The 20,396-nt window shown below is 37.4% G+C and carries 17 protein-coding genes; all 17 read left to right on the top strand.

The window, feature by feature from the left end; genetic code table 11:
* Positions 1–290: 290 nt before the first annotated feature.
* A complete protein-coding gene (locus tag KHA96_RS05145; RefSeq protein WP_213128193.1) occupies positions 291–1,289 on the top strand; it encodes a polysaccharide deacetylase family protein in 999 nt (332 codons plus the stop codon).
* Between the two features lie 56 nt (positions 1,290–1,345).
* The gene (locus tag KHA96_RS05140) at positions 1,346–2,584 is read left to right on the top strand and encodes a M16 family metallopeptidase (protein WP_213128192.1); all 1,239 of its coding nucleotides are present in this window, start codon (positions 1,346–1,348) and stop codon (positions 2,582–2,584) included.
* A gap of 93 nt (positions 2,585–2,677) precedes the next feature.
* Positions 2,678–2,920, top strand: a complete 243-nt coding sequence (locus tag KHA96_RS05135) for a YlmC/YmxH family sporulation protein (RefSeq protein WP_213128191.1) — start codon at positions 2,678–2,680, stop codon at positions 2,918–2,920.
* A 549-nt stretch (positions 2,921–3,469) separates the two neighbouring features.
* Positions 3,470–4,369, top strand: a complete 900-nt coding sequence (dpaA, locus tag KHA96_RS05130; RefSeq protein ID WP_213128190.1) for a dipicolinic acid synthetase subunit A — start codon at positions 3,470–3,472, stop codon at positions 4,367–4,369.
* Positions 4,369–4,962 carry a dipicolinate synthase subunit B gene (dpaB, locus tag KHA96_RS05125; protein WP_213128189.1) on the top strand — a complete coding sequence of 198 codons (594 nt, stop codon included), beginning with the start codon at positions 4,369–4,371 and terminating at the stop codon, positions 4,960–4,962. The genes dpaA and dpaB overlap by 1 nt, the downstream gene beginning before the upstream one ends.
* Before the next feature lie 164 nt (positions 4,963–5,126).
* Positions 5,127–6,191, top strand: coding sequence for an aspartate-semialdehyde dehydrogenase (gene asd / locus KHA96_RS05120; RefSeq protein WP_213128188.1), 1,065 nt, complete (start codon positions 5,127–5,129; stop codon positions 6,189–6,191).
* A complete protein-coding gene (dapG, locus tag KHA96_RS05115) occupies positions 6,188–7,423 on the top strand; it encodes an aspartate kinase (protein ID WP_213128187.1) in 1,236 nt (411 codons plus the stop codon). Before asd ends, dapG begins: the two co-directional genes overlap by 4 nt.
* 19 nt (positions 7,424–7,442) lie before the next feature.
* The gene (gene dapA, locus KHA96_RS05110; protein ID WP_213128186.1) at positions 7,443–8,318 is read left to right on the top strand and encodes a 4-hydroxy-tetrahydrodipicolinate synthase; all 876 of its coding nucleotides are present in this window, start codon (positions 7,443–7,445) and stop codon (positions 8,316–8,318) included.
* 131 nt (positions 8,319–8,449) lie between these two features.
* Positions 8,450–10,120 (top strand): ribonuclease J, encoded by a 1,671-nt coding sequence (locus KHA96_RS05105; protein ID WP_213128185.1) that lies wholly within the window; start codon positions 8,450–8,452, stop codon positions 10,118–10,120.
* Between the two features lie 109 nt (positions 10,121–10,229).
* Positions 10,230–10,985, top strand: coding sequence for a ClpP family protease (locus KHA96_RS05100; protein ID WP_481748207.1), 756 nt, complete (start codon positions 10,230–10,232; stop codon positions 10,983–10,985).
* Positions 10,982–11,194 (top strand): YlzJ-like family protein, encoded by a 213-nt coding sequence (locus KHA96_RS05095; protein WP_213128184.1) that lies wholly within the window; start codon positions 10,982–10,984, stop codon positions 11,192–11,194. The genes KHA96_RS05100 and KHA96_RS05095 overlap by 4 nt, the downstream gene beginning before the upstream one ends.
* Before the next feature lie 267 nt (positions 11,195–11,461).
* Positions 11,462–12,808, top strand: coding sequence for an MATE family efflux transporter (locus KHA96_RS05090; protein WP_213128183.1), 1,347 nt, complete (start codon positions 11,462–11,464; stop codon positions 12,806–12,808).
* A gap of 358 nt (positions 12,809–13,166) precedes the next feature.
* A complete protein-coding gene (locus tag KHA96_RS05085) occupies positions 13,167–15,476 on the top strand; it encodes an FtsK/SpoIIIE family DNA translocase (protein ID WP_213128182.1) in 2,310 nt (769 codons plus the stop codon).
* A 150-nt stretch (positions 15,477–15,626) separates the two neighbouring features.
* Positions 15,627–16,715 (top strand): BMP family lipoprotein, encoded by a 1,089-nt coding sequence (locus tag KHA96_RS05080; RefSeq protein WP_213128181.1) that lies wholly within the window; start codon positions 15,627–15,629, stop codon positions 16,713–16,715.
* A 130-nt stretch (positions 16,716–16,845) separates the two neighbouring features.
* Positions 16,846–18,381 carry an ABC transporter ATP-binding protein gene (locus tag KHA96_RS05075; protein WP_213128180.1) on the top strand — a complete coding sequence of 512 codons (1,536 nt, stop codon included), beginning with the start codon at positions 16,846–16,848 and terminating at the stop codon, positions 18,379–18,381.
* Positions 18,374–19,414: an ABC transporter permease gene (locus tag KHA96_RS05070; protein WP_213128179.1), complete on the top strand. Its 1,041-nt coding sequence runs from the start codon at positions 18,374–18,376 to the stop codon at positions 19,412–19,414. Before KHA96_RS05075 ends, KHA96_RS05070 begins: the two co-directional genes overlap by 8 nt.
* A complete protein-coding gene (locus tag KHA96_RS05065) occupies positions 19,415–20,374 on the top strand; it encodes an ABC transporter permease (protein WP_213128178.1) in 960 nt (319 codons plus the stop codon).
* Positions 20,375–20,396 lie beyond the last annotated feature (22 nt).

Genomic DNA, 20,396 nt, shown 5'->3' with positions numbered 1-20,396 from the left:
TCAGAATGTTGTTATTGTCTAGATATAGCGCGTACTAACCGCTAGCAAACGTCTTGCCCTTTTCTTTTGTATAGTCAGCATCAGCTCGTCTTGTATAGCTCCAGTTGCTATGAGCCTTACACTCTCCAATCCCCTGGTATTCCTTTATACAAATCTTGGCCCGAAGAAGAACTTTCGAGAGAAACAGTCGCTTCATCTAGGCCTTTACGTCGATAAGCAGGGCGCTTTCGCTTTTCTATTGGTCTAACGAATCCTCCTCATTCATATTTTAAAATGAAGGAGGTAAGGACATGCTTAGTTCAAAAAACTTGATAGCCTTTAGTCTGATTGCTATTCTATCATTATCTGCCATATTTAATCCTTATACGAATAAATACTTAAAACAGTTACAAGGAGATAGTACTTTTGTAAGTAAACAAAATGGAGAATTATATAATTTAATCGTAAAAGCTGCAGATTATTATCAAATTGAACCTCAAAATGCTAAAATAGATCGAGTCTGGAAAGCAATGCCTGGCTATAATGGGATAAAGGTAGATATCGAAGCATCTTATCAAAACATGAAAAAAGATAAAAAGTATGATGAGAAGAAACTAGTTTTCGTTCAAATCCCACCAGAAGTGCATCTATCGGATTTATCGCCCTCTCCAATATATAGGGGCCATCCCGAAAAACCAATGGTCAGTTTTTTAATAAATGTTGCTTGGGGAAATGAATTTCTCCCATCTATGCTGGCTACTCTTAAAAAAAATAAAGTGCACGCCACTTTCTTCTTGGAAGGAAGGTGGGCGAAGGAAAATCCCGATTTGACGAAAATGATTGCAGATGGTGGACATGAAATTGGGAATCATTCGTACAGCCACCCGAATATGCAGCTATTAAGCGCAGCTGAGACGAGAGAAGAGCTTACGAAAACAAATGAAATCATTGAAGCAACTATTGGAAAAAAAGTAACTTGGTTTGGCCCTCCTGCTGGAGCTTTTCGAAAAGAAACAATAGACATTGCTCATTCACTTCAGCTAGGGACTGTATTGTGGACGGTTGATACAATTGATTGGCAAAAACCGCAGACAGCTGTTTTAATCGAACGGGTTACATCAAAGGTACACCCAGGTGCCATGATATTAATGCATCCTACAAAACCTACCGACGAAGCTTTACAAACATTGATCACAGAAATTAAATCTCGAAATCTTAGAATAGGAACTGTTTCCAAACTAATGGATGAAGAAAGAATTATAAAATTGTATGGGCCACAAAACATGGAACAAGATAAAAAGAATCCATAAGCCTATTTGATTATGGTCGCTTGGCATGTTTTTGCACCATGTTAGGAGGAATTGCATTGATGAAAAAATATATATGCCAAAATGGAGTAAGAGTTGTCCTAGAAACGATTCCAACCGTACGATCGGTAGCGATAGGAATTTGGATTGGTACAGGTTCACGTGACGAAAATCAACGTAATAACGGTATCTCTCATTTTTTAGAACATATGTATTTCAAAGGTACTGAAACTAGGACCGCAAGGGAGATCGCCGAATCTTTTGATTCTATTGGGGGTCAAGTGAATGCTTTTACATCAAAAGAATATACTTGCTATTATGCAAAAGTACTTGATAACCATGCATCATATGCTTTAGATACTTTAGCAGATATGTTTTTTAATTCCACCTTTGATAGAGACGAGTTAAATAAAGAAAAAAATGTTGTATTAGAAGAAATTAAAATGTACGAAGATACGCCAGATGATATCGTTCATGATTTATTAAGCAAAGCTGCATTTGAAACACATCCTCTTGGGTTCCCAATCCTTGGTACGGAAGAAACACTAGAGACATTTACGAGTGAATTACTTAGAGAGTATATTCACGACATGTATACCCCTGAAAATGTTGTGATTTCCATAGCAGGTAATGTAAAGGAAGATTTCATTCATATTATTGAACGATATTTCGGATCTTTTGAAAGAGGAAAGAAACAAGTTTTTGAATCTAATCCTACATTTTATGCTAATAAATATTCAAGACAAAAGGATACTGAACAAGCCCATTTATGTATAGGATTTAAAGGATTGCCAATAGGTCATAAGGATATTTACGATTTAATCGTGATGAATAACATATTCGGTGGCAGCATGTCTTCAAGACTATTTCAAGAAGTTCGTGAAGAAAAAGGATTAGCTTATTCCGTATTTTCATATCATTCTTCATTTAAGGATAGCGGATTAGTTACCATTTATGGAGGAACCGGAGCAAATCAAATGGATGAGCTATATAGTACAATTCATTCAACTCTTGATTTATTAAAGCGAGATGGCATTACATCAAAAGAATTGCATAATAGTAAAGAACAATTAAAAGGTAATTTAATGCTTAGTTTGGAAAGTACAAATAGCAGAATGAGCAGAAATGGTAAAAATGAATTGCTTTTAGGAAAACATAGAACACTGGATGAAATGATTGACGAGATTGATCAAGTAACCGAAGAAAGTGTAAATAAAATAGCAAATCAAATTTTCACAGATAATTACACAATTGCGTTAATTAGTCCTGATAATCGGATACCAGCAAGACTTCACTAACCCTTGTCGAAAAAGATAAGGGTTTTTTTGATTCTAAAATGCGTACAGGCAACTTATATATGATTAATAACGGCTAGTTTTAGGAGGGGAATTATGCGCCTTAGTGAATTGGGAGGTAAAGAAATTGTAGATTACAAAAAGGCTCAACGGTTAGGAGTACTTGGACAAACGGATTTGGAGATCAATTCAAAAACAGGGGAAATAAATCATTTGATCATCCCATCAGGAAAATGGATGGGGATGAAAAAAGGTGCAAATGAAATTAAAGTGCCTTGGCATTATATTAGAACAATCGGGACGGATATGATCATTCTTGAAGTCCCAGAAAATAAATAGACATTAAAAGGCGATGATATCGCCTTATTTTTTTTTCTCATTTCTGTGTTCATGCACAGGGGAATTTATCCTACATACAATAATGGTGCGGTGTTGTTCTACATGCATAACAAAAGCTTTAGCGCCTGTTTAGCGTTCTACAAACTTTTTAAAGGTTCTGACAGATGAGAGGAAACATGGTGAGCCAAGAAAAGCGGGAGGAGCCCGGGAGAGGGAATGCTAATGGGATTGAGGAAGAACCATGTCGTAATTCCTGTACTAATACGTCGCAGCGACTTTCTTACACACATTCCATGAATCCCATCAAGCAAATAATATGATGCAAAAACAACTTTTGATTTTTATTAAGATTGGTTTATGTCCTCGTGGGCTGGCACTAGAAGATGGACATAAAAGGCGAGCTAAATGTCGGACTTATCATCGAAAGTAACCAAAAGTTTGCTAGTCGCTGAGAGCAAGAGCTAGAAGTAAACTATTTCCTAGAAAGCTATCCACAAAATTTCTTATTTATAACTTCCTAAGCAATAACAAAGAAGGTGAAGAAATGTGATGTTGACTGATATGCACATAGCCGTATTAGGTGGGGATGCAAGGCAATTGGAAATCATTCGAAAACTCACGGAACTGGATGCGAAATTATATTTAATTGGTTTCGAACAATTGGCTCAATCTTTTACAGGAGCGGTTAAAGAAAAAATAAAAGATGTTGATTTTTCTATTTTAGATGCCATTATTCTTCCTGTCCCTGGAACGAGCCTTGAAGGAGAAATTGAAACGATATTTTCTAGTGAAAAAGTTATTTTGACAGAACAAATTCTTAATAATACGCCTTCTTACTGTAAAATATACTCCGGCATAAGCAATAGCTATCTAGATCAAATATCGAATCTTTCAAAAAGGACTTTAGTGCAGCTATTTGAACGGGATGACGTAGCCATTTACAACTCTATACCAACAGTAGAGGGAACTATCATGATGGCCATTCAAAACACTGATATTACTATTCATCAATCATCCATAGCGGTTCTTGGACTTGGACGGGTCGGTATGAGCGTCGCCAGAACCTTCGCTCTACTCGGAGCAAAAGTAAAAGTGGGAGCTAGAAAGAGTGCTGATTTAGCAAGAATTACTGAAATGGGCATGCAGCCTTTTCATTTTAACGAACTGAAAAATGAGGTTAAAGACCTTGATATATGTATTAATACAGTACCAAATATGATATTAAATGCGGGTGTCATCGCCAATATGCCTACGAATACTTTGATTATTGACTTGGCATCTAAACCTGGTGGTACAGATTTCCGATATGCTGAAAAACGCGGAATCAAGGCATTGCTTGCACCTGGGTTGCCCGGAATTGTAGCGCCAAAAACAGCTGGGCAAATTTTGGCCAATGTACTATCTCAGCTTCTTGCTGATGATCTCGAAAAACGGAAGGAGAATTCATAATGAGTTTAGCGGGAAAAAGAATAGGTTTTGGAATGACTGGATCCCATTGCACTTATGATGCTGTTGTCCCAGAAATTGAAAGATTAATGGAGCAAGGAGCAGAGGTTATCCCGGTCGTCACATTTACATTAAAGAATACAAATACAAAATTTGGCGACGGAGAAGATTGGGTAGGGAAAATTGAAGAAATCACTGGGCGTAAAGTAATTGATTCGATCGTCGATGCTGAGCCACTAGGACCAAAGATGCCTCTAGATTGTATGGTAATTGCACCTTTAACAGGGAATTCAATGAGCAAATTTGCCAACGCCTTGACAGATAGCCCAGTCCTAATGGCCGCAAAAGCGACATTAAGGAATCGAAATCCTGTCGTGTTAGGAATTTCTACAAATGATGCACTTGGGTTAAATGGAATGAATCTAATGAAACTAATGTCTGCTAAAAATATATATTTCATCCCCTTTGGGCAGGATGATCCCGTAAATAAACCTACATCGATGGTTGCAAAAATGGAATACCTCTCCGAAGCTGTTGAAGCAGCAATAGACGGTTATCAATTGCAGCCTGTCATTAGGGAACATGGCAAAGAATAAAACAGTAGATCAGGTAGGGGAAAACTTTACCTGATTTCTTTTCATAGCCTTTTTTAATAAATTTATACCGGTAGCAAAGCTTTATGTGATAATATGATAGTATAAATGAATGTAATTATAAAACAACAAAGATTGACTTTCTTTGGCTGGAAGGGGTTCTATAAATGTCAAATAAAGACGGTTTTCATGTAGCAGTAATGGGTGCTACCGGTGCAGTTGGTCAACAAATCATCAAAACTTTGGAGAAAAGAAATTTTCCAATCCGGAAATTAACTTTACTTTCATCCGCCCGCTCTGCTGGTAAAGAAATTACGTTTAATAATGAAGTTATTACAGTAGAAGAAGCGGTTCCTGAATCATTTGAAGGTGTTGAAATTGCTCTTTTTAGTGCAGGTGGAAGTATATCAGAAAAATTTGCACCTGAAGCAGTGAAACGTGGGGCAATTGTCATTGATAATACGAGTGCCTTTAGAATGAATCCTGAAGTCCCGCTTGTTGTTCCTGAGGTTAATGAAGATGTTCTTCATGAACATAATGGAATCATAGCGAATCCAAATTGTTCCACAATTCAAATGGTGGCTGCGCTCGAACCTATCAAGGCAGCTTATGGATTAAATAAGGTTGTTGTATCCACGTATCAAGCAGTTTCCGGTGCGGGTTCTGCAGCAATCAATGAACTTAATGAACAAACAAATGCTATTATAAATAAAAAAGATGTAAAACCTGCAGTTTTACCGGTAAGCAGTATGGATAAGCATTATCAAATTGCCTTCAATGTTATTCCACAAATTGACAAATTCACTGAAAATGGATTTACATTTGAAGAAATGAAGATGATAAATGAAACAAAAAAAATTATGGGAATGCCTGAATTAAAGGTAGCTGCAACATGTGTACGCCTTCCTGTTGAAACCGGACATTCTGAATCTGTCTATATAGAACTAGACTCAAAGAATGTAAAAGTGGAGGATATTAAACAATTACTTGCAAAGGCGCCTGGAATTACCCTTGAAGATGAACCGGAGAAACAAGTATATCCAATGCCTGCTATGGCAGTTGGAAAAGATGACGTTTTTGTTGGAAGAATTCGTAAAGACTTAGATGAGGATACAGGTTTCCATTTGTGGATTGTTTCAGATAATTTGTTAAAAGGTGCTGCTCTTAACACGATTCAAATTGCTGAAAGCTTAATTAAATTAGGCTTAGTTTCTAATCGGGTGGGAGCATGAAAATCATTGTTCAAAAATTTGGAGGAACCTCCGTTCAAGGCATAGAAACAAGACAACAAGCGGGAGCGCATATTAAGAAGGCGATTGATGAAGGATATAAGGTTGTTGTCGTTGTTTCGGCAATTGGAAGAAAAGGTTCTCCATATGCCACAGATACGTTACTGTCATTAATCGGAGGCGAAAAAACATTATTGACTCAAAGAGAGCAAGATGTTCTGCTAGCCTGCGGAGAGACCATTTCCAGTGTTGTATTCACTCAAGAATTATTAGGAAAAGGTATTAATGCAATATCAATGACTGGATCTCAGGCTGGATTTGTCACTAACAATGATCATACAAATGCAAAAATCTTAGAAATGAAATGCAATAGATTATTAACTGAATTGGAATCGCATGATGTGATCGTAGTAGCGGGTTTTCAAGGAGCCGCTAAAAACGGAGATATTACAACAATCGGCAGAGGTGGAAGTGATACGTCTGCTGCGGCACTTGGGGCCGCCCTTAAAGCTGAGTGGATTGATATTTTTACTGATGTTGATGGAATGATGACAGCTGATCCGCGCATTGTCAAAAAAGCTCGCCCTTTATCTGTTGTAACTTATAATGAAGTATGTAATATGGCATACCAAGGAGCGAAAGTCATCCATCCCCGTGCGGTAGAAATTGCAATGCAGGCTAAAATTCCGATTAGAATAAGATCAACTTATACAAACTCGCCCGGAACTTTAGTTACAACCTTCACTAAAGAAAACGCAACAGCGGATATTAAAGAGAGACTTGTAACTGGAATTGCCTATGTACCTAATGTTTCACAAATAAAAGTGACTGCGGGAAAAGATCAATACAATCTTCAATCGGAAGTTTTTAAAGCAATGGCAAACGAAAACATTAGCGTTGATTTTATTAATATTTCTCCAAGCGGGGTCGTCTATACTGTTCCCGATTCTACTATTGAGAAAGCAATTGCTATATTAGAAAGTATAGGATATGAGCCATCTGTCATTAGAAACTGTGCGAAAGTTTCGGTTGTTGGGGCTGGGATTGCCGGGGTTCCAGGTGTAACATCCAAAATTGTTACTGCGCTATCTGAAAAAGACATCAGAATCCTACAATCTGCTGACAGTCATACAACGATTTGGGTTTTGGTTGACGGAAACGATTTAGAATTGGCCGTCAATGCATTACATGATACATTTGAATTACATTATGATATTTTGGAATATGATCGATAAGATTTGAGGTGCTATATAAATGGTCCGTTTTGGCCGAGTTTCAACTGCAATGGTTACACCATTTGACAGTAAAGGGAATATTGATTTCCAAAAAACATCAAAGCTCGTCAACCATTTGATTAATAATGGTTCGGATTCCTTAGTCGTTTCAGGAACGACAGGAGAATCTCCGACTTTGTCAACTGAAGAAAAATTAGCCTTATTTAGACATATTTTGCATGCAGCAGATGGAAAGGTTCCTGTAATAGCTGGTACGGGGAGCAACAACACGTACGCATCTATTGAGCTGACTAAAAAAGCTGAAGAAATAGGTGTGGATGCAATTATGTTAGTTGCACCTTACTATAATAAACCGAGTCAAAGTGGATTGTATCAACACTTCGTTTCCATAGCCAGATCTACTTCCTTGCCTGTCATGATTTATAATATACCAGGTAGATCTTCTGTGAATATTGCTCCGGAAACGATGATTGAACTTTCTAAAGTTGATAATATTGTAGCTGCTAAAGAAGCAAGTGGAGATCTGAATGCAATGGCTGATATTATTTCTAGTACTGATGATGATTTCCTTCTTTATAGCGGTGATGATAGCTTGGCGCTGCCTGTAATGGCTATTGGTGGTTATGGGGTTGTATCGGTGGCTAGCCACATTATTGGTCCAGAATTACAGGAAATGATTCGATTGTTTGAAGCAGGGAATCATCAAGAAGCTGCTTTTATGCATAGGCGTTTACTGCCATTAATGCGCGGGCTATTTACTGCACCAAGTCCAACGCCAGTAAAGACTGCTCTCCAAATGACAGGATTTGATGTAGGTTCAGTTAGGCTTCCATTAATCCCACTTACAGAACAAGAAAGATTCGTTTTAGCTAATTTAATTGATGAAATAAAATAGATAGAACTTTTTCGAAACAAGAAGCTGGTTCCCATTTCGGAATCAGCTTCTTTATTGTGTTAAAGATGCATATTCAAGTATAATGAGACTGACTGATGTAGATCGGGAATAAATAATAGGAGGAACTAGATTTGACAAAAAAGAAAAATGAAGTCATAAGAATTATTCCACTTGGAGGGGTGGGTGAGATTGGGAAGAACATGTATGTTATCGAAGTAGATTCGGATATTTTTATTATCGATGCTGGACTCATGTTCCCGGAAACTGAAATGCTTGGAATAGACATCGTCATTCCAGATATTTCATGGTTAGAAGAACAAAAAGATCGGATTAAAGCCATATTTTTAACTCATGGACATGAAGATGCAATTGGAGCATTACCTTATATATTTCGGAAAATAAAAGCTCCTGTATATGGATCAAAATTAACAGTTGCCTTAGCTAAAGAAAAAATGAAAGAGCATAACATGAAATCGGAAGTGCAATTTCATACTGTAAGATCGAATTCAAAAATAAACTTTGACTATGCCTCTGTAACCTTTTTCCATACGACTCACAGTATCCCAGATTCATTGGGTGTTTGTATTCATACATCTGAAGGGAAAATTGTGCACACAGGTGATTTTAAATTTGATCAGGCGGCAACAGGATTGTATCAATCGGAAATTGGTAAAATGGCGAGCATTGGGGATTCGGGCGTACTTTGTCTTTTATCAGACAGTACTGAAGCAGAGCATCCTGGATTCACAACATCCGAATCAGTCACTGCGCGTGAAATTTCCAATGCTTTTCATACAGCGCCAGGCCGTATGATTGTAGCTTGTTTCGCTTCAAATTTTATTAGAATTCAACAAGCCCTTGATGCTGCATATGAAAATGGAAGAAAAGTAACTGTAGTTGGAAAAAGTATCGAGAAAAGTTTTGAAATTGCCCTTAAATTAGGTTTTATATCGGTTGCAGATCCAGAATTAATTATCCCTATCCAAGACGTCGGAAAATATGAAGATCAGCAAATTGCTATCATATCAACTGGAATCATGGGGGAGCCAATTGAGGTCCTTCAAAAAATGGCTAGAGGTAATCATAAACAAATTAACATAAAAAAAGGCGATACTGTTTTAATTACAGCAACTCCATCTGCTGGACTTGAGACTAGTCTGTACAAAACAATGGACATGCTATATCGTGCTGGAGCAGTTGTGAGTTCCGCTAATCGTAAAGTCCATGTTTCTGGTCATGGAAGTCAGGAAGATTTAAAATTAATGTTAAACTTAATGAAGCCTAAATATTTTATTCCAATTCAAGGCGAGTATAGAATGCTCTTTTCTCACGCAAAAGTGGCGCAAGAGGTTGGTCTAAGAAAAGACCAAATATTTATTTCGGGAAATGGCGAAGTGATAGAATACAAGGATGGAAAAATGACGACGGGAAACCGTGTTCCTGCTGGAAATATTTTAATAGATGGAAGCGGAGTGGGAGATGTTGGAAATATCGTTCTTCGTGACCGCAAGCTCCTATCACAAGATGGAATATTTACGATTGTAGTGACGATTAATAAGAAACAGAAAAAAATAGCATCAGGTCCAGAAATTATTTCTCGCGGATTTGTTTACGTTAGGGAATCAGAACAATTGCTTGAAGAAGCGAGTGATATCGTTCGTTCGATTGCTGAGGAGGCAATCGCAGGAAACTCATTCGATTGGTCTAGTTTTAAGCAAGATATACGTGATCGCCTCAATTATTTTTTATACGAAAAAACGAAAAGAAGACCGATGATCCTGCCAATTATTATGGAAATATAATTGTAGATAAAGGAATGCAGTCCAAGTTTTGGATTGCTTCTTTTTTTTGGAATGAAAAGTGCCGGGCAGCTCATACTATGGATATCTTATTCAGATGTAGGAGGCCATTATGCGAAATCATAACATGTCTAAAACTGACATCGAAGATGATTCAAATGAAACAAAAGAAGGAAAACCAGAAGGCATTATAGAGAAAATTCAGCAGCTTGGACAAACGTCTGTGCCCCAATTGTCACAAGATACTAATGTTCATTGTTTAACGATTATTGGTCAGATTGAAGGACATATGCAATTACCTCCACAAAATAAAACGACGAAATACGAGCATATTATCCCACAACTAGTGGCAATTGAACAAAATCCAAAAATTGAGGGGCTTCTTGTTGTTCTGAATACAGTTGGGGGAGATGTGGAGGCGGGACTAGCTATTTCCGAAATGATTTCTACATTATCTAAGCCAACAGTTTCAATAGTCTTAGGAGGTGGGCATTCGATTGGCGTTCCAATAGCTGTTTCTTGCTCATATTCATTTATTGCTGAAACAGCAACGATGACAATACACCCGATTAGATTAACAGGGCTCGTTATAGGAGTACCACAGTCCTTTGAGTATATGGATAAGATGCAGGAACGAGTAGTGAAGTTTGTAACAAAAAACTCTGATATCACCGAAGAAGTGTTTAAAGACTTAATGTTTGCTAAAGGAAATTTAACAAGGGATATTGGGACAAATGTTATAGGTCCAGACGCTGTAAAGTATGGGCTAATTGATGAAGTAGGCGGAATCGGGCATGCATTAAGAAAATTAAATGAATTAATAGTCGAAAGAGGAAAAGACAGAATGGAAGAAGGGTTGATACAATGATCCTACACACAATCGTTCCTCCCGAACTGATTTTTCAAGACAAAGAGGCTGTTTTTTCTGGGCAAATTCCAATTACTAGAAATGGAATACCGATGATTGTAGAACAAGATGGACAGATGTATAAGGTTATTCGCATTATGAGCAGCAATCCCGCCGATTACCTTAATGCTGAATTATCTCCAGGTACTTCTATTCCGATGTATGAATAATAAAATGAAGGGTGTCCCAAAAAGTAAATCTTTTTAGGGGCACCTCTTTTCTTTACTTTTAACCTAGTCCCTCGTTTCCCTCGAATGAATCAGAACATCCTATTTTATCTAGGTGGAATCCTTATTAAAAGACTTTTTCAATCGCCATCGTAAATGGTATTTTTTTATGTATAAAAATATTTTTTTGTATCTATTCTTTTCGGCTGATATGTGATTAAATTATATAATCTGAAAAGAAATAGATAGGAAGAAATAGGGGTATTTAGTATGAAAAATTGGAAAAAAATACTAACGCTTGCCATTCCATCGATTGCTTCGTTTGCGTCCATGACTTTAACTGGAATGATTAACTTAATTATGATAGGTAATCTAGGGGCGCTCGCCATTGCAATTGTTGGTGTTTCCAATGTCATTATGTATAATGCTTGGGCAATGTTTTCTGGGATTGGAAGTACAGTCAATTATTTAGTAGCTCAAAACTATGGTTCCAACACTATGAAAAAAGGATTAGATCGGACCTTCTTGGCGCTGATATTTGGTTCTGTTGCTGGGATTTTTACGATGTTGGTTGGATTTTTCGGAGCAGAAGGAATTTTAAGGGTGATGGGTAGCCCGGAAAATATGGTGAAAGAAGGAACTTTATATTTACAAATTCGATTTTATGCAATGCTTTTCTCCATATTGACCTTCACGTTATTTAGCTTTTTTAGAGGCATTGGCGATACGAAAACACCAATGTATGCATCAATAATTGGGAACGGCGTCATGATCTTTTTTACGTATTCATTGACATACGGAAATCTTGGCTTTCCTGAACTTGGGTTAAAGGGTGCAGGAATTGCTCTGTTTTTAGGGGAACTATCTGCCTTCATACTTATTATGTATGCTTTTTTCAAAAATCTCAAAGAAAAGTTTTTTATTCGTTTTAATCCTGTCTTTGATTTCTTGGAAATGAAGCTTATTTTTAATGAAAGTTTTAAGCTAGGAACTCAAGAATTTTCTAAAAGTATGGCGATGCTTGTTTATACGGCGTTTGTTACAAGACTAGGGACAAATGCACTTGCTGCAAATGAAATATCCTTAAGCGTCATGAATTTAGGGTTTATGCCAGCTGCTGCATTTGGATCAACAGCTACAATTTTAGTAGGGCAAGAAATTGGCAGGAATAAACCGCATTTAGCAAAGAAACTCGGAATCGAAACGGCTAAAATTGGTGCCATCTTCATTTTAATTCTTGGTACCTTCGAATTTATTTTCGCGGAATCGATATCAAAAATCTATACGGATGTCCCAGAAGTTTTCGCACTTTCAGCCAATTTAATTATGATTTCAGCTTTTCTGCAATTATTTGATGCCACAGCAGGCTTTTTCGCAGGGGGGTTACGCGGAATAGGCGATACGACCTTCTTGCTAAGGGCTTCCTTGATTCATGCTTGGGGTATATTTGTTCCCCTTTCCTATTTATTAGTATTCGTATTTGATTTCGGTAGCTACGGCGCATGGATAGCCTTATATGGATATTTGACAGTATTCGGAACAACCATGATGATACGATACTTGCGGAAAGATTTTTCTAAGGTTAGTGTGAAAAAAACCTTCAAAAAAACAGCATGAAGATCTTGAGCAGAAGCGCCTGTTCAATAAAGTATAAATTTTATAGGGTTCTAACGTGATAAAGAAAACACGGTGAGCCACGAAAGGCAGAAGTGCCCGTTCAGCTGCGACAATCAAATGTTCTGAGCAAAAAAGTCGCTCTTTAACTTATTGTAGCTGGGTTTGCAGAGGGGCTGGCGCCTGCAGTTAGACAATTGGGAAGAAATCGTAAGTTTGTTAGCCGCTAGTCACTGTAGCTAGACGAATATATTTTAAAAAAACAGGCTGCTGAATTTTCGGCAGCCTTTTGACTTCTTTTAGGGGGAAGACGCTAAATATGGTATAATGTACTAATAAAAAGCGTGGACAAGGTGATTGAATGGTTAAGAAAAAACGGAGAAGGCGCACTTCTAAAAAAATGAATCGAATCCTAAAATTTGAAATATCAGGAATCGCATTAGTAGCTTTATGTTTAATTATAATAGTAAATGGTGACAAGCTGTCGCTATTAAATTCTCCTTTTTATTTTTTATTTGGTGAGTGGCATATCGTTGGTCCATTAACGATTTTAGTGATTGCTATGTATATGATTATAAAACGAGAGGTACCACAAGTTTTAGGACAAAGAATTGTCGGTATCTATTTGTTCATAGCGTGTTTTTTATTACTAGCACATATTAAATTTTTTGATTTAAAAATAGAAAATGAAAAAATAAAAGGATTTAGTATCATTGCCAACACGTATAGCGACTTTTTTCAAATTATGAAAGGAAATACATCAACAAAGGAACTAGGCGGTGGAATGATCGGGGCATTATTGACAACTGTTACATATTTTGTCTTCGGTTCTGTCGGAACAAAAATATTCAGTTTCTTCCTTATGCTTATATCTTTGATTCTTATTACTGGTAAATCAATAGGGGCTGTATTAGGAAGTATTGGGAAGTGGATTGGGAATTTCTTTAAATCGCAATGGCAAGTATTTAGGACCGATTTAAAAGAGTGGAAGGAAGAAAGAAAAGAAAAGAAAAGTAAGGAAAAATTAAAGGTTAGTAAAAAAACTCAAGAACCAATTCCTGCCCCATTAATAAACCCAACATATGATGATGATCAGGAAAATGTCATTGAACCAATCATATCAAGTTTTACAGAAAGAGCCTTTCCTGTTGAGGATGATGGTGAAGAAATAGAAAATGATAATGAAAATTTAGATGATGAAGTAGAGATAGCCGCTCCGATTGTATTTACTGAACATGAAAATAAAGATTATAAGTTACCGCCCTTAACATTGTTGACAAAGCCTGGGCTGACAGATCAAAGCAGTGAATATAAGATGATTCATGAGAATACGGCAAAACTAAATAAAACCTTTCAAAGCTTTAATGTTAAAGCAAGGGTGGCTCAAGTTCATCTCGGTCCCGCTGTTACAAAATATGAAATACTTCCTGAGGCAGGAGTTAAGGTTAGTAGAATTGTCAGTTTAAGTGATGACATCGCTTTGGCGCTTGCAGCTAAAGGAATACGTATTGAAGCCCCAATCCCTGGGAAATCTGCTATTGGGATAGAAGTACCTAATACAGAAGTAGCAGTTGTATCACTTAGACAAGTATTAGAGTCAAAAGAACATGATAAACCAGAGGCAAAACTTCAAATTGGGCTTGGCAGAGATATTACTGGACAAGCTGTAGTCGCTGAATTAAATAAGATGCCGCATTTACTCGTAGCAGGAGCAACCGGAAGTGGAAAAAGTGTCTGCATTAATGGTATTATTACGAGTATTTTGATGAGAGCTAAGCCACACGAAGTAAAAATGATGATGATCGATCCAAAAATGGTCGAATTAAATGTATACAATGGGATTCCTCATTTATTGGCCCCTGTTGTAACTGATCCAAAGAAAGCATCACAAGCTTTGAAAAAAGTTGTAAGTGAGATGGAAAGAAGATATGAGCTTTTCTCGCATACTGGGACGAGAAATATTGAAGGCTATAATGAACATATGAGAAGGTACAATTTAGAGTCAGGGGAAATCAAGCCATTACTTCCTTATATCGTCGTCATTGTGGATGAATTAGCCGATTTAATGATGGTTGCTTCAAATGATGTAGAGGATTCAATTACAAGACTTGCACAAATGGCTAGGGCTGCTGGAATACATTTAATTATAGCGACCCAAAGACCTTCTGTTGATGTAATTACGGGAGTCATAAAGGCTAATATCCCTTCTAGAATTGCATTTGCAGTCTCATCTTCAACGGATTCGAGAACAATTTTAGATTCGGGTGGAGCAGAAAAACTGCTTGGAAGAGGAGATATGCTCTTTTTACCAGTAGGTGCTTCCAAGCCAGTGAGAGTCCAAGGCGCATTTTTATCTGATGACGAGGTCGAAAACATTGTAGACTTTGTGATTGCACAGCAAAAGGCTCATTATCAGGAAGAAATGATTCCGGAGGATATTCCAGAAGTACAATCAGAAGTCGAAGATGAATTATATGAGGAAGCAGTACAATTGATTGCTGAAATGCAAACAGCCTCTGTTTCCATGCTTCAGCGCAGATTTAGAATTGGTTATACAAGAGCTGCACGATTAATTGATGAAATGGAAGCAAGAGGTGTTGTCGGACCATATGAAGGCAGTAAGCCCCGGGCAGTCCTTGTGCCGAAACCTGCCGAAGAACATACTTCATAAAACTATTAGGTATCCCATAGGATGCCTCTTTTTTTTTATATAAAAAAATCTGTAGTATTTTTTTAGTAAATAAAAATGTTTATTATGGACAATTGGTAGGAATGATAAAGATATGTGTATGTAAATCCAAAATTATAAGGAGGGTCCCTAGTGAAAATACGGAAAACAGGATTAGTGCTATCACTAATTTTAGCAGCAGGCATGATATTGGGGGCGTGTGGATCTAGTAATAAGGACAATGGCGACAAGAATAATGAAGGGGCTAACGGCACAGAGGATAAAAATTTTACTGCTGCTATGGTTACAGATGAAGGTGGAGTGGATGATAAATCGTTTAATCAATCCGCTTGGGAAGGTCTTGTAGCATATGGTGAAGATAATAATTTAGAAAAAGGAAAAAATGGTTATAACTATTATCAATCAAAAAATGAAGCAGACTTCTCTACAAACCTAAATGCAGCAGTAAGAGATAAATTCGATATCATTTATGGTGTAGGATTTAAATTGACTGATGCTATTGCTAAAATAGCAGATCAACGGAAAAATAGCCATTTCGTCATTGTAGACGCTGTTGTTCCGGAAAAGGATAATGTTGCAAGTATTACGTTTAAGGAGCATGAAGGATCTTATTTGGTTGGTGTAGTTGCAGGATTGACAACTAAATCGAATAAAATTGGGTTTATTGGTGGAATTGAAAGTGATTTGATTAATAAGTTTGCTGCTGGATTTCAAGCAGGTGTGAAAGAGATAAATCCGAATGCTGTGGTAGAAATTCAATTCGCAGGAACATTTACAGATTCTTCAAAAGCTCAAGCAATTGCTGCGGCACAATACAGCTCAGGTGTAGACATTATTTATCATGCTGCTGGTGGAGCAGGATTAGGTGTATTCACCGAAGCGAAAAATCTTAAACAGAAGGATCCAAAACGTGATATTTGGGTAGTTGGTGTAGACCGAGATCAACATCCTGAAGGGGATGTTAAAATCGGAGATAAGACCGAAAACGTCACATTAACATCAATGGTTAAACGGGTCGATGTTGCTGTTAAGGATGTTACAACGAAAGCAAAAGATGGGAATTTTCCTGGTGGAGAAATACTTGAATACGGTATGGAGGAAAATGGAATCAAGATTTCCGATTCACAAGAGCATTTAACGGATGATGTATTGGCAAAGGTGAAGGAATATGAAGGAAAAATAAAGAACGGCGATGTAACAGTTCCAGATAAATTAAAATAATATATTTACAATTGACGGGCTTGGCTTTTTTTTGGCCAGCCCGTGATTCATTAATAAAAGGATTCATAAGGAAGAAAAAATGGTATTTAATCCGGAAGTAAACCTTTTGTCTGAAGGAGGGAGGATTAGGATGGATTATGTTATAGAGATGTTAAACATTCGTAAGGAGTTTCCGGGGATTGTAGCAAATGATAATGTAACATTGCAAGTGAAAAAAGGCGAAATTCATGCTTTGCTTGGTGAAAATGGTGCAGGGAAATCAACATTAATGAATGTTTTATTTGGATTATATCAACCGGAACGCGGCGAAATTAGAGTGAATGGAAAAAAAGTAGAGATTACGAGCCCAATCATTGCAAATGATTTAGGTATTGGAATGGTCCATCAGCACTTTATGTTAGTAGAGCCATTTACAGTTACTGAAAATATTATACTCGGAAAAGAGCCTAGGAAAGGTTTATCAATTGATATTAAAAAAGCCGAAAAGCAAGTAAAAGAAATCTCAGAAAAATATGGTCTATCAGTTAATCCAAGAGCAAAAATTGCCGATATCTCCGTCGGTATGCAGCAAAGAGTAGAGATCTTAAAAACGTTGTATAGAGGGGCAGATATTTTAATTTTCGATGAGCCTACAGCTGTCCTTACCCCACAAGAAATCAAAGAATTAAGTCAAATTATGAAAACGTTAATTAAAGAAGGCAAGTCCATTATTTTAATTACACATAAGCTAAAAGAAATAATGGAAATTTGTGATAGAGTAACTGTCATTCGAAAAGGTGAAGGTATCGGTACTGTTGACGTAAAAGATACTAATACGAATGAACTCGCTAATTTAATGGTCGGCCGAGATGTTTTATTTACGACCGAAAAGACGAAAGCAAATCCTAAGGAAACGGTTCTTGAAATTAATGATTTATATGTAAAAGATAATCGAGGTGTTTCCGCGGTCAATGGTCTAAATTTAACGTTAAGGTCAGGTGAAATAATTGGAATTGCAGGTGTAGATGGCAATGGTCAAACGGAACTTATTGAAGCGATAACTGGATTGCGTAAAGGTGAGAGCGGATCAATTAAATTAAATGGAAAAAATATATTGAACCTTAAACCACGTAAAATTACCGAATCTGGCATAGGGCATATTCCCCAGGATCGTCATAAGCATGGACTTGTTCTTGACTTTTCAATCGGTGAAAACATGATTTTGCAAACTTATTATCGGGAACCTTTTTCAAAATTAGGAGTTCTAAATTTTAAAGAAATATACAAGAAAGCGAACACTCTTATTTCTGAATATGATGTTCGTACACCGAGTGCTTTTACCCATGCACGTGCCTTATCAGGCGGAAATCAACAAAAAGCTATAATTGGAAGAGAAGTTGATCGAGATCCAGATCTTTTGCTCGCGGCACAACCGACAAGAGGTCTTGATGTAGGAGCAATCGAATTTATTCATAAACGACTCATAGAGCAGCGTGATAGTGGGAAAGCTGTATTACTTATTTCGTTTGAACTTGATGAGATTCTAAATGTCAGTGATCGAATCGCTGTCATATTTGAAGGGGAAATTATTAAAATCGTAAATGCTGATGAAACTTCAGAACAAGAACTAGGGCTGTTAATGGCTGGTATGAGGCGAGAAGCAGTAGGGGGAGATACTTATGTCTAATCGTTTAACAAATATTTTAGTACCAGTCATTGCGGTTATTTTTGGACTAATTACAGGGGCCATTATTATGTTGGTGAGTGGCTATAATCCAATTGCTGGATATTCCGCTTTATGGAATGGAATATTTGGTGAATCTTATTTGATCGGTGAAACATTAAGGCAAATGACTCCATATATTTTTGCTGGTCTTGCAGTTGCTTTTGCTTTTAGGACAGGCTTGTTTAATATTGGAGTCGAAGGTCAACTTCTAGTTGGTTGGGTTGCCTCTATTTGGGTCGGATTATCTTTCGATCTGCCAAAATTGATCCATTTACCTTTGGCGATTATTGTCGCAGCATTAGCTGGTGCAGTATGGGGGTTTATTCCTGGCCTATTAAAAGCCCGGCTTAGGGTTCATGAAGTAATTGTAACCATTATGATGAATTATATTGCGCTATATGTAACAAATTATATGATTCGTTATGTGTTATCCGATCAAAAGGATTCTACAGCGATCATCCCCAACTCAGCATCACTTCATTCACCTTTTTTTGAAAGAATAACGGATTATTCAACATTGCATAATGGGATGTATCTCGCATTTATTGCTGCCTTCATCATGTGGTTTCTTTTAGAAAAAACAAAAACAGGTTTTGAACTTCGTGCAGTTGGATTTAATCATAACGCAGCAGAGTATGCAGGAATGAGCGTGAATCGAAACATCATTTCCTCAATGGTGATATCGGGGGCTTTCGCGGGACTTGCTGGGGCGATGGAAGGATTAGGGACGTTTGGAAATGCTTTTATTCATACAGGTTTTTCAGGTGTAGGATTTGATGGGATTGCTGTTGCCCTGCTCGGAGGAAACTCCGGAATTGGAGTTGTACTCGCAGCCTTTTTGTTTGGCGGCTTAAAAGTCGGGGCATTGCAAATGCCAAATGCGAATGTTCCTGAAGAGTTAGTAGAAATCGTCATTGCATTTATCATTTTCTTTGTAGCATCAAGTTATATGATCAAATGGCTGATAGCACGTTTCCGAAGGAGTGTGAAATAAGTGGAAATTACTACACTATTATCTCTTATCATCTCCTCATCGATTTTAGCAGCTGCACCACTCATTCTCACTGCTCTTGGCGGAGTTTTTTCAGAACGTTCGGGTGTTGTAAATATCGGCTTGGAAGGTTTAATGGTTATTGGTGCATTTAGCGGTATACTTTTTAATTTCTATACTGCTAATATATTTGGCGCTGCCACCCCTTGGGTCTCCATTCTAATTGCAATGATAGTTGGAGGACTATTTTCCTTATTACATGCGCTAGCATCCATTACTTTCAGGGCAGATCAGGTGGTCAGTGGGGTTGCTATTAATTTCTTAGCACTGGGGCTAGCGATCTTTCTCGTTAAAAAGATTTTCGGAAAAGGACAAACCGATATGATTGTAGAAAATATAAGAAAGGTAGATATTCCTTTTCTAAGTGATATACCAATCATCGGGAAAATACTTTTTTCGAATGTTTCGTACGTTGCGTATGCAACGATTCTAGTTTCATTTGTAGTATGGTACGTCATCTATAAAACGCCATTTGGTCTAAGAATCCGTACAGTAGGTGAACATCCAATGGCTGCGGATACGATGGGGATAAATGTGACGCGATTACGATATATCGGAGTATTTTTATCTGGTGTGCTGGGAGGTGCTGGTGGTGCTGTCTACGCTCAATCCTTTACAGGTAATTTTAGTCATACAACGATTACTGGTCAGGGATTTATGGCGTTGGCGGCGATGATATTTGGAAAGTGGCATCCACTGGGTGCCATGGGCGGAGCATTATTTTTTGGCTTTGCTCAAAGCCTTAGTATAGTGGGATCTCGAATACCCATACTTCAAAATGTGCCTTCAGTATTTTTATTTATAGCTCCATATGTATTAACCATTTTGGCTTTAGCAGGGTTTATTGGACGTGCAGATGCGCCGAAGGCTTCGGGAACACCTTATATTAAAGGAAAGAGATAGGTTATACTCCTATTGAATAAAG

It is taken from the genome of Bacillus sp. FJAT-49711, assembly GCF_018343715.1.
In the GTDB taxonomy this organism is placed as follows: Bacteria; Bacillota; Bacilli; order Bacillales; family Bacillaceae_C; genus Lederbergia.
Note: the sequence above shows the minus strand (reverse complement) of the source record. Positions and strands in the feature narration are given on the sequence as shown.

Bases quoted from the DNA above. Each gene is read 5' to 3' on its own strand.
- KHA96_RS05145 (WP_213128193.1), top strand. From the start codon at position 291: ATGCTTAGTTCAAAAAACTTGATAGCCTTTAGTCTGATTGCTATTCTA.
- KHA96_RS05135 (WP_213128191.1), top strand. From the start codon at position 2,678: ATGCGCCTTAGTGAATTGGGAGGTAAAGAAATTGTAGATTACAAAAAG.
- dpaA (WP_213128190.1), top strand. From the start codon at position 3,470: ATGTTGACTGATATGCACATAGCCGTATTAGGTGGGGATGCAAGGCAA.
- dpaB (WP_213128189.1), top strand. From the start codon at position 4,369: ATGAGTTTAGCGGGAAAAAGAATAGGTTTTGGAATGACTGGATCCCAT.
- asd (WP_213128188.1), top strand. From the start codon at position 5,127: ATGTCAAATAAAGACGGTTTTCATGTAGCAGTAATGGGTGCTACCGGT.
- dapG (WP_213128187.1), top strand. From the start codon at position 6,188: ATGAAAATCATTGTTCAAAAATTTGGAGGAACCTCCGTTCAAGGCATA.
- dapA (WP_213128186.1), top strand. From the start codon at position 7,443: ATGGTCCGTTTTGGCCGAGTTTCAACTGCAATGGTTACACCATTTGAC.
- KHA96_RS05100 (WP_481748207.1), top strand. From the start codon at position 10,230: ATGCGAAATCATAACATGTCTAAAACTGACATCGAAGATGATTCAAAT.
- KHA96_RS05095 (WP_213128184.1), top strand. From the start codon at position 10,982: ATGATCCTACACACAATCGTTCCTCCCGAACTGATTTTTCAAGACAAA.
- KHA96_RS05090 (WP_213128183.1), top strand. From the start codon at position 11,462: ATGAAAAATTGGAAAAAAATACTAACGCTTGCCATTCCATCGATTGCT.
- KHA96_RS05085 (WP_213128182.1), top strand. From the start codon at position 13,167: ATGGTTAAGAAAAAACGGAGAAGGCGCACTTCTAAAAAAATGAATCGA.
- KHA96_RS05075 (WP_213128180.1), top strand. From the start codon at position 16,846: ATGGATTATGTTATAGAGATGTTAAACATTCGTAAGGAGTTTCCGGGG.
- KHA96_RS05070 (WP_213128179.1), top strand. From the start codon at position 18,374: ATGTCTAATCGTTTAACAAATATTTTAGTACCAGTCATTGCGGTTATT.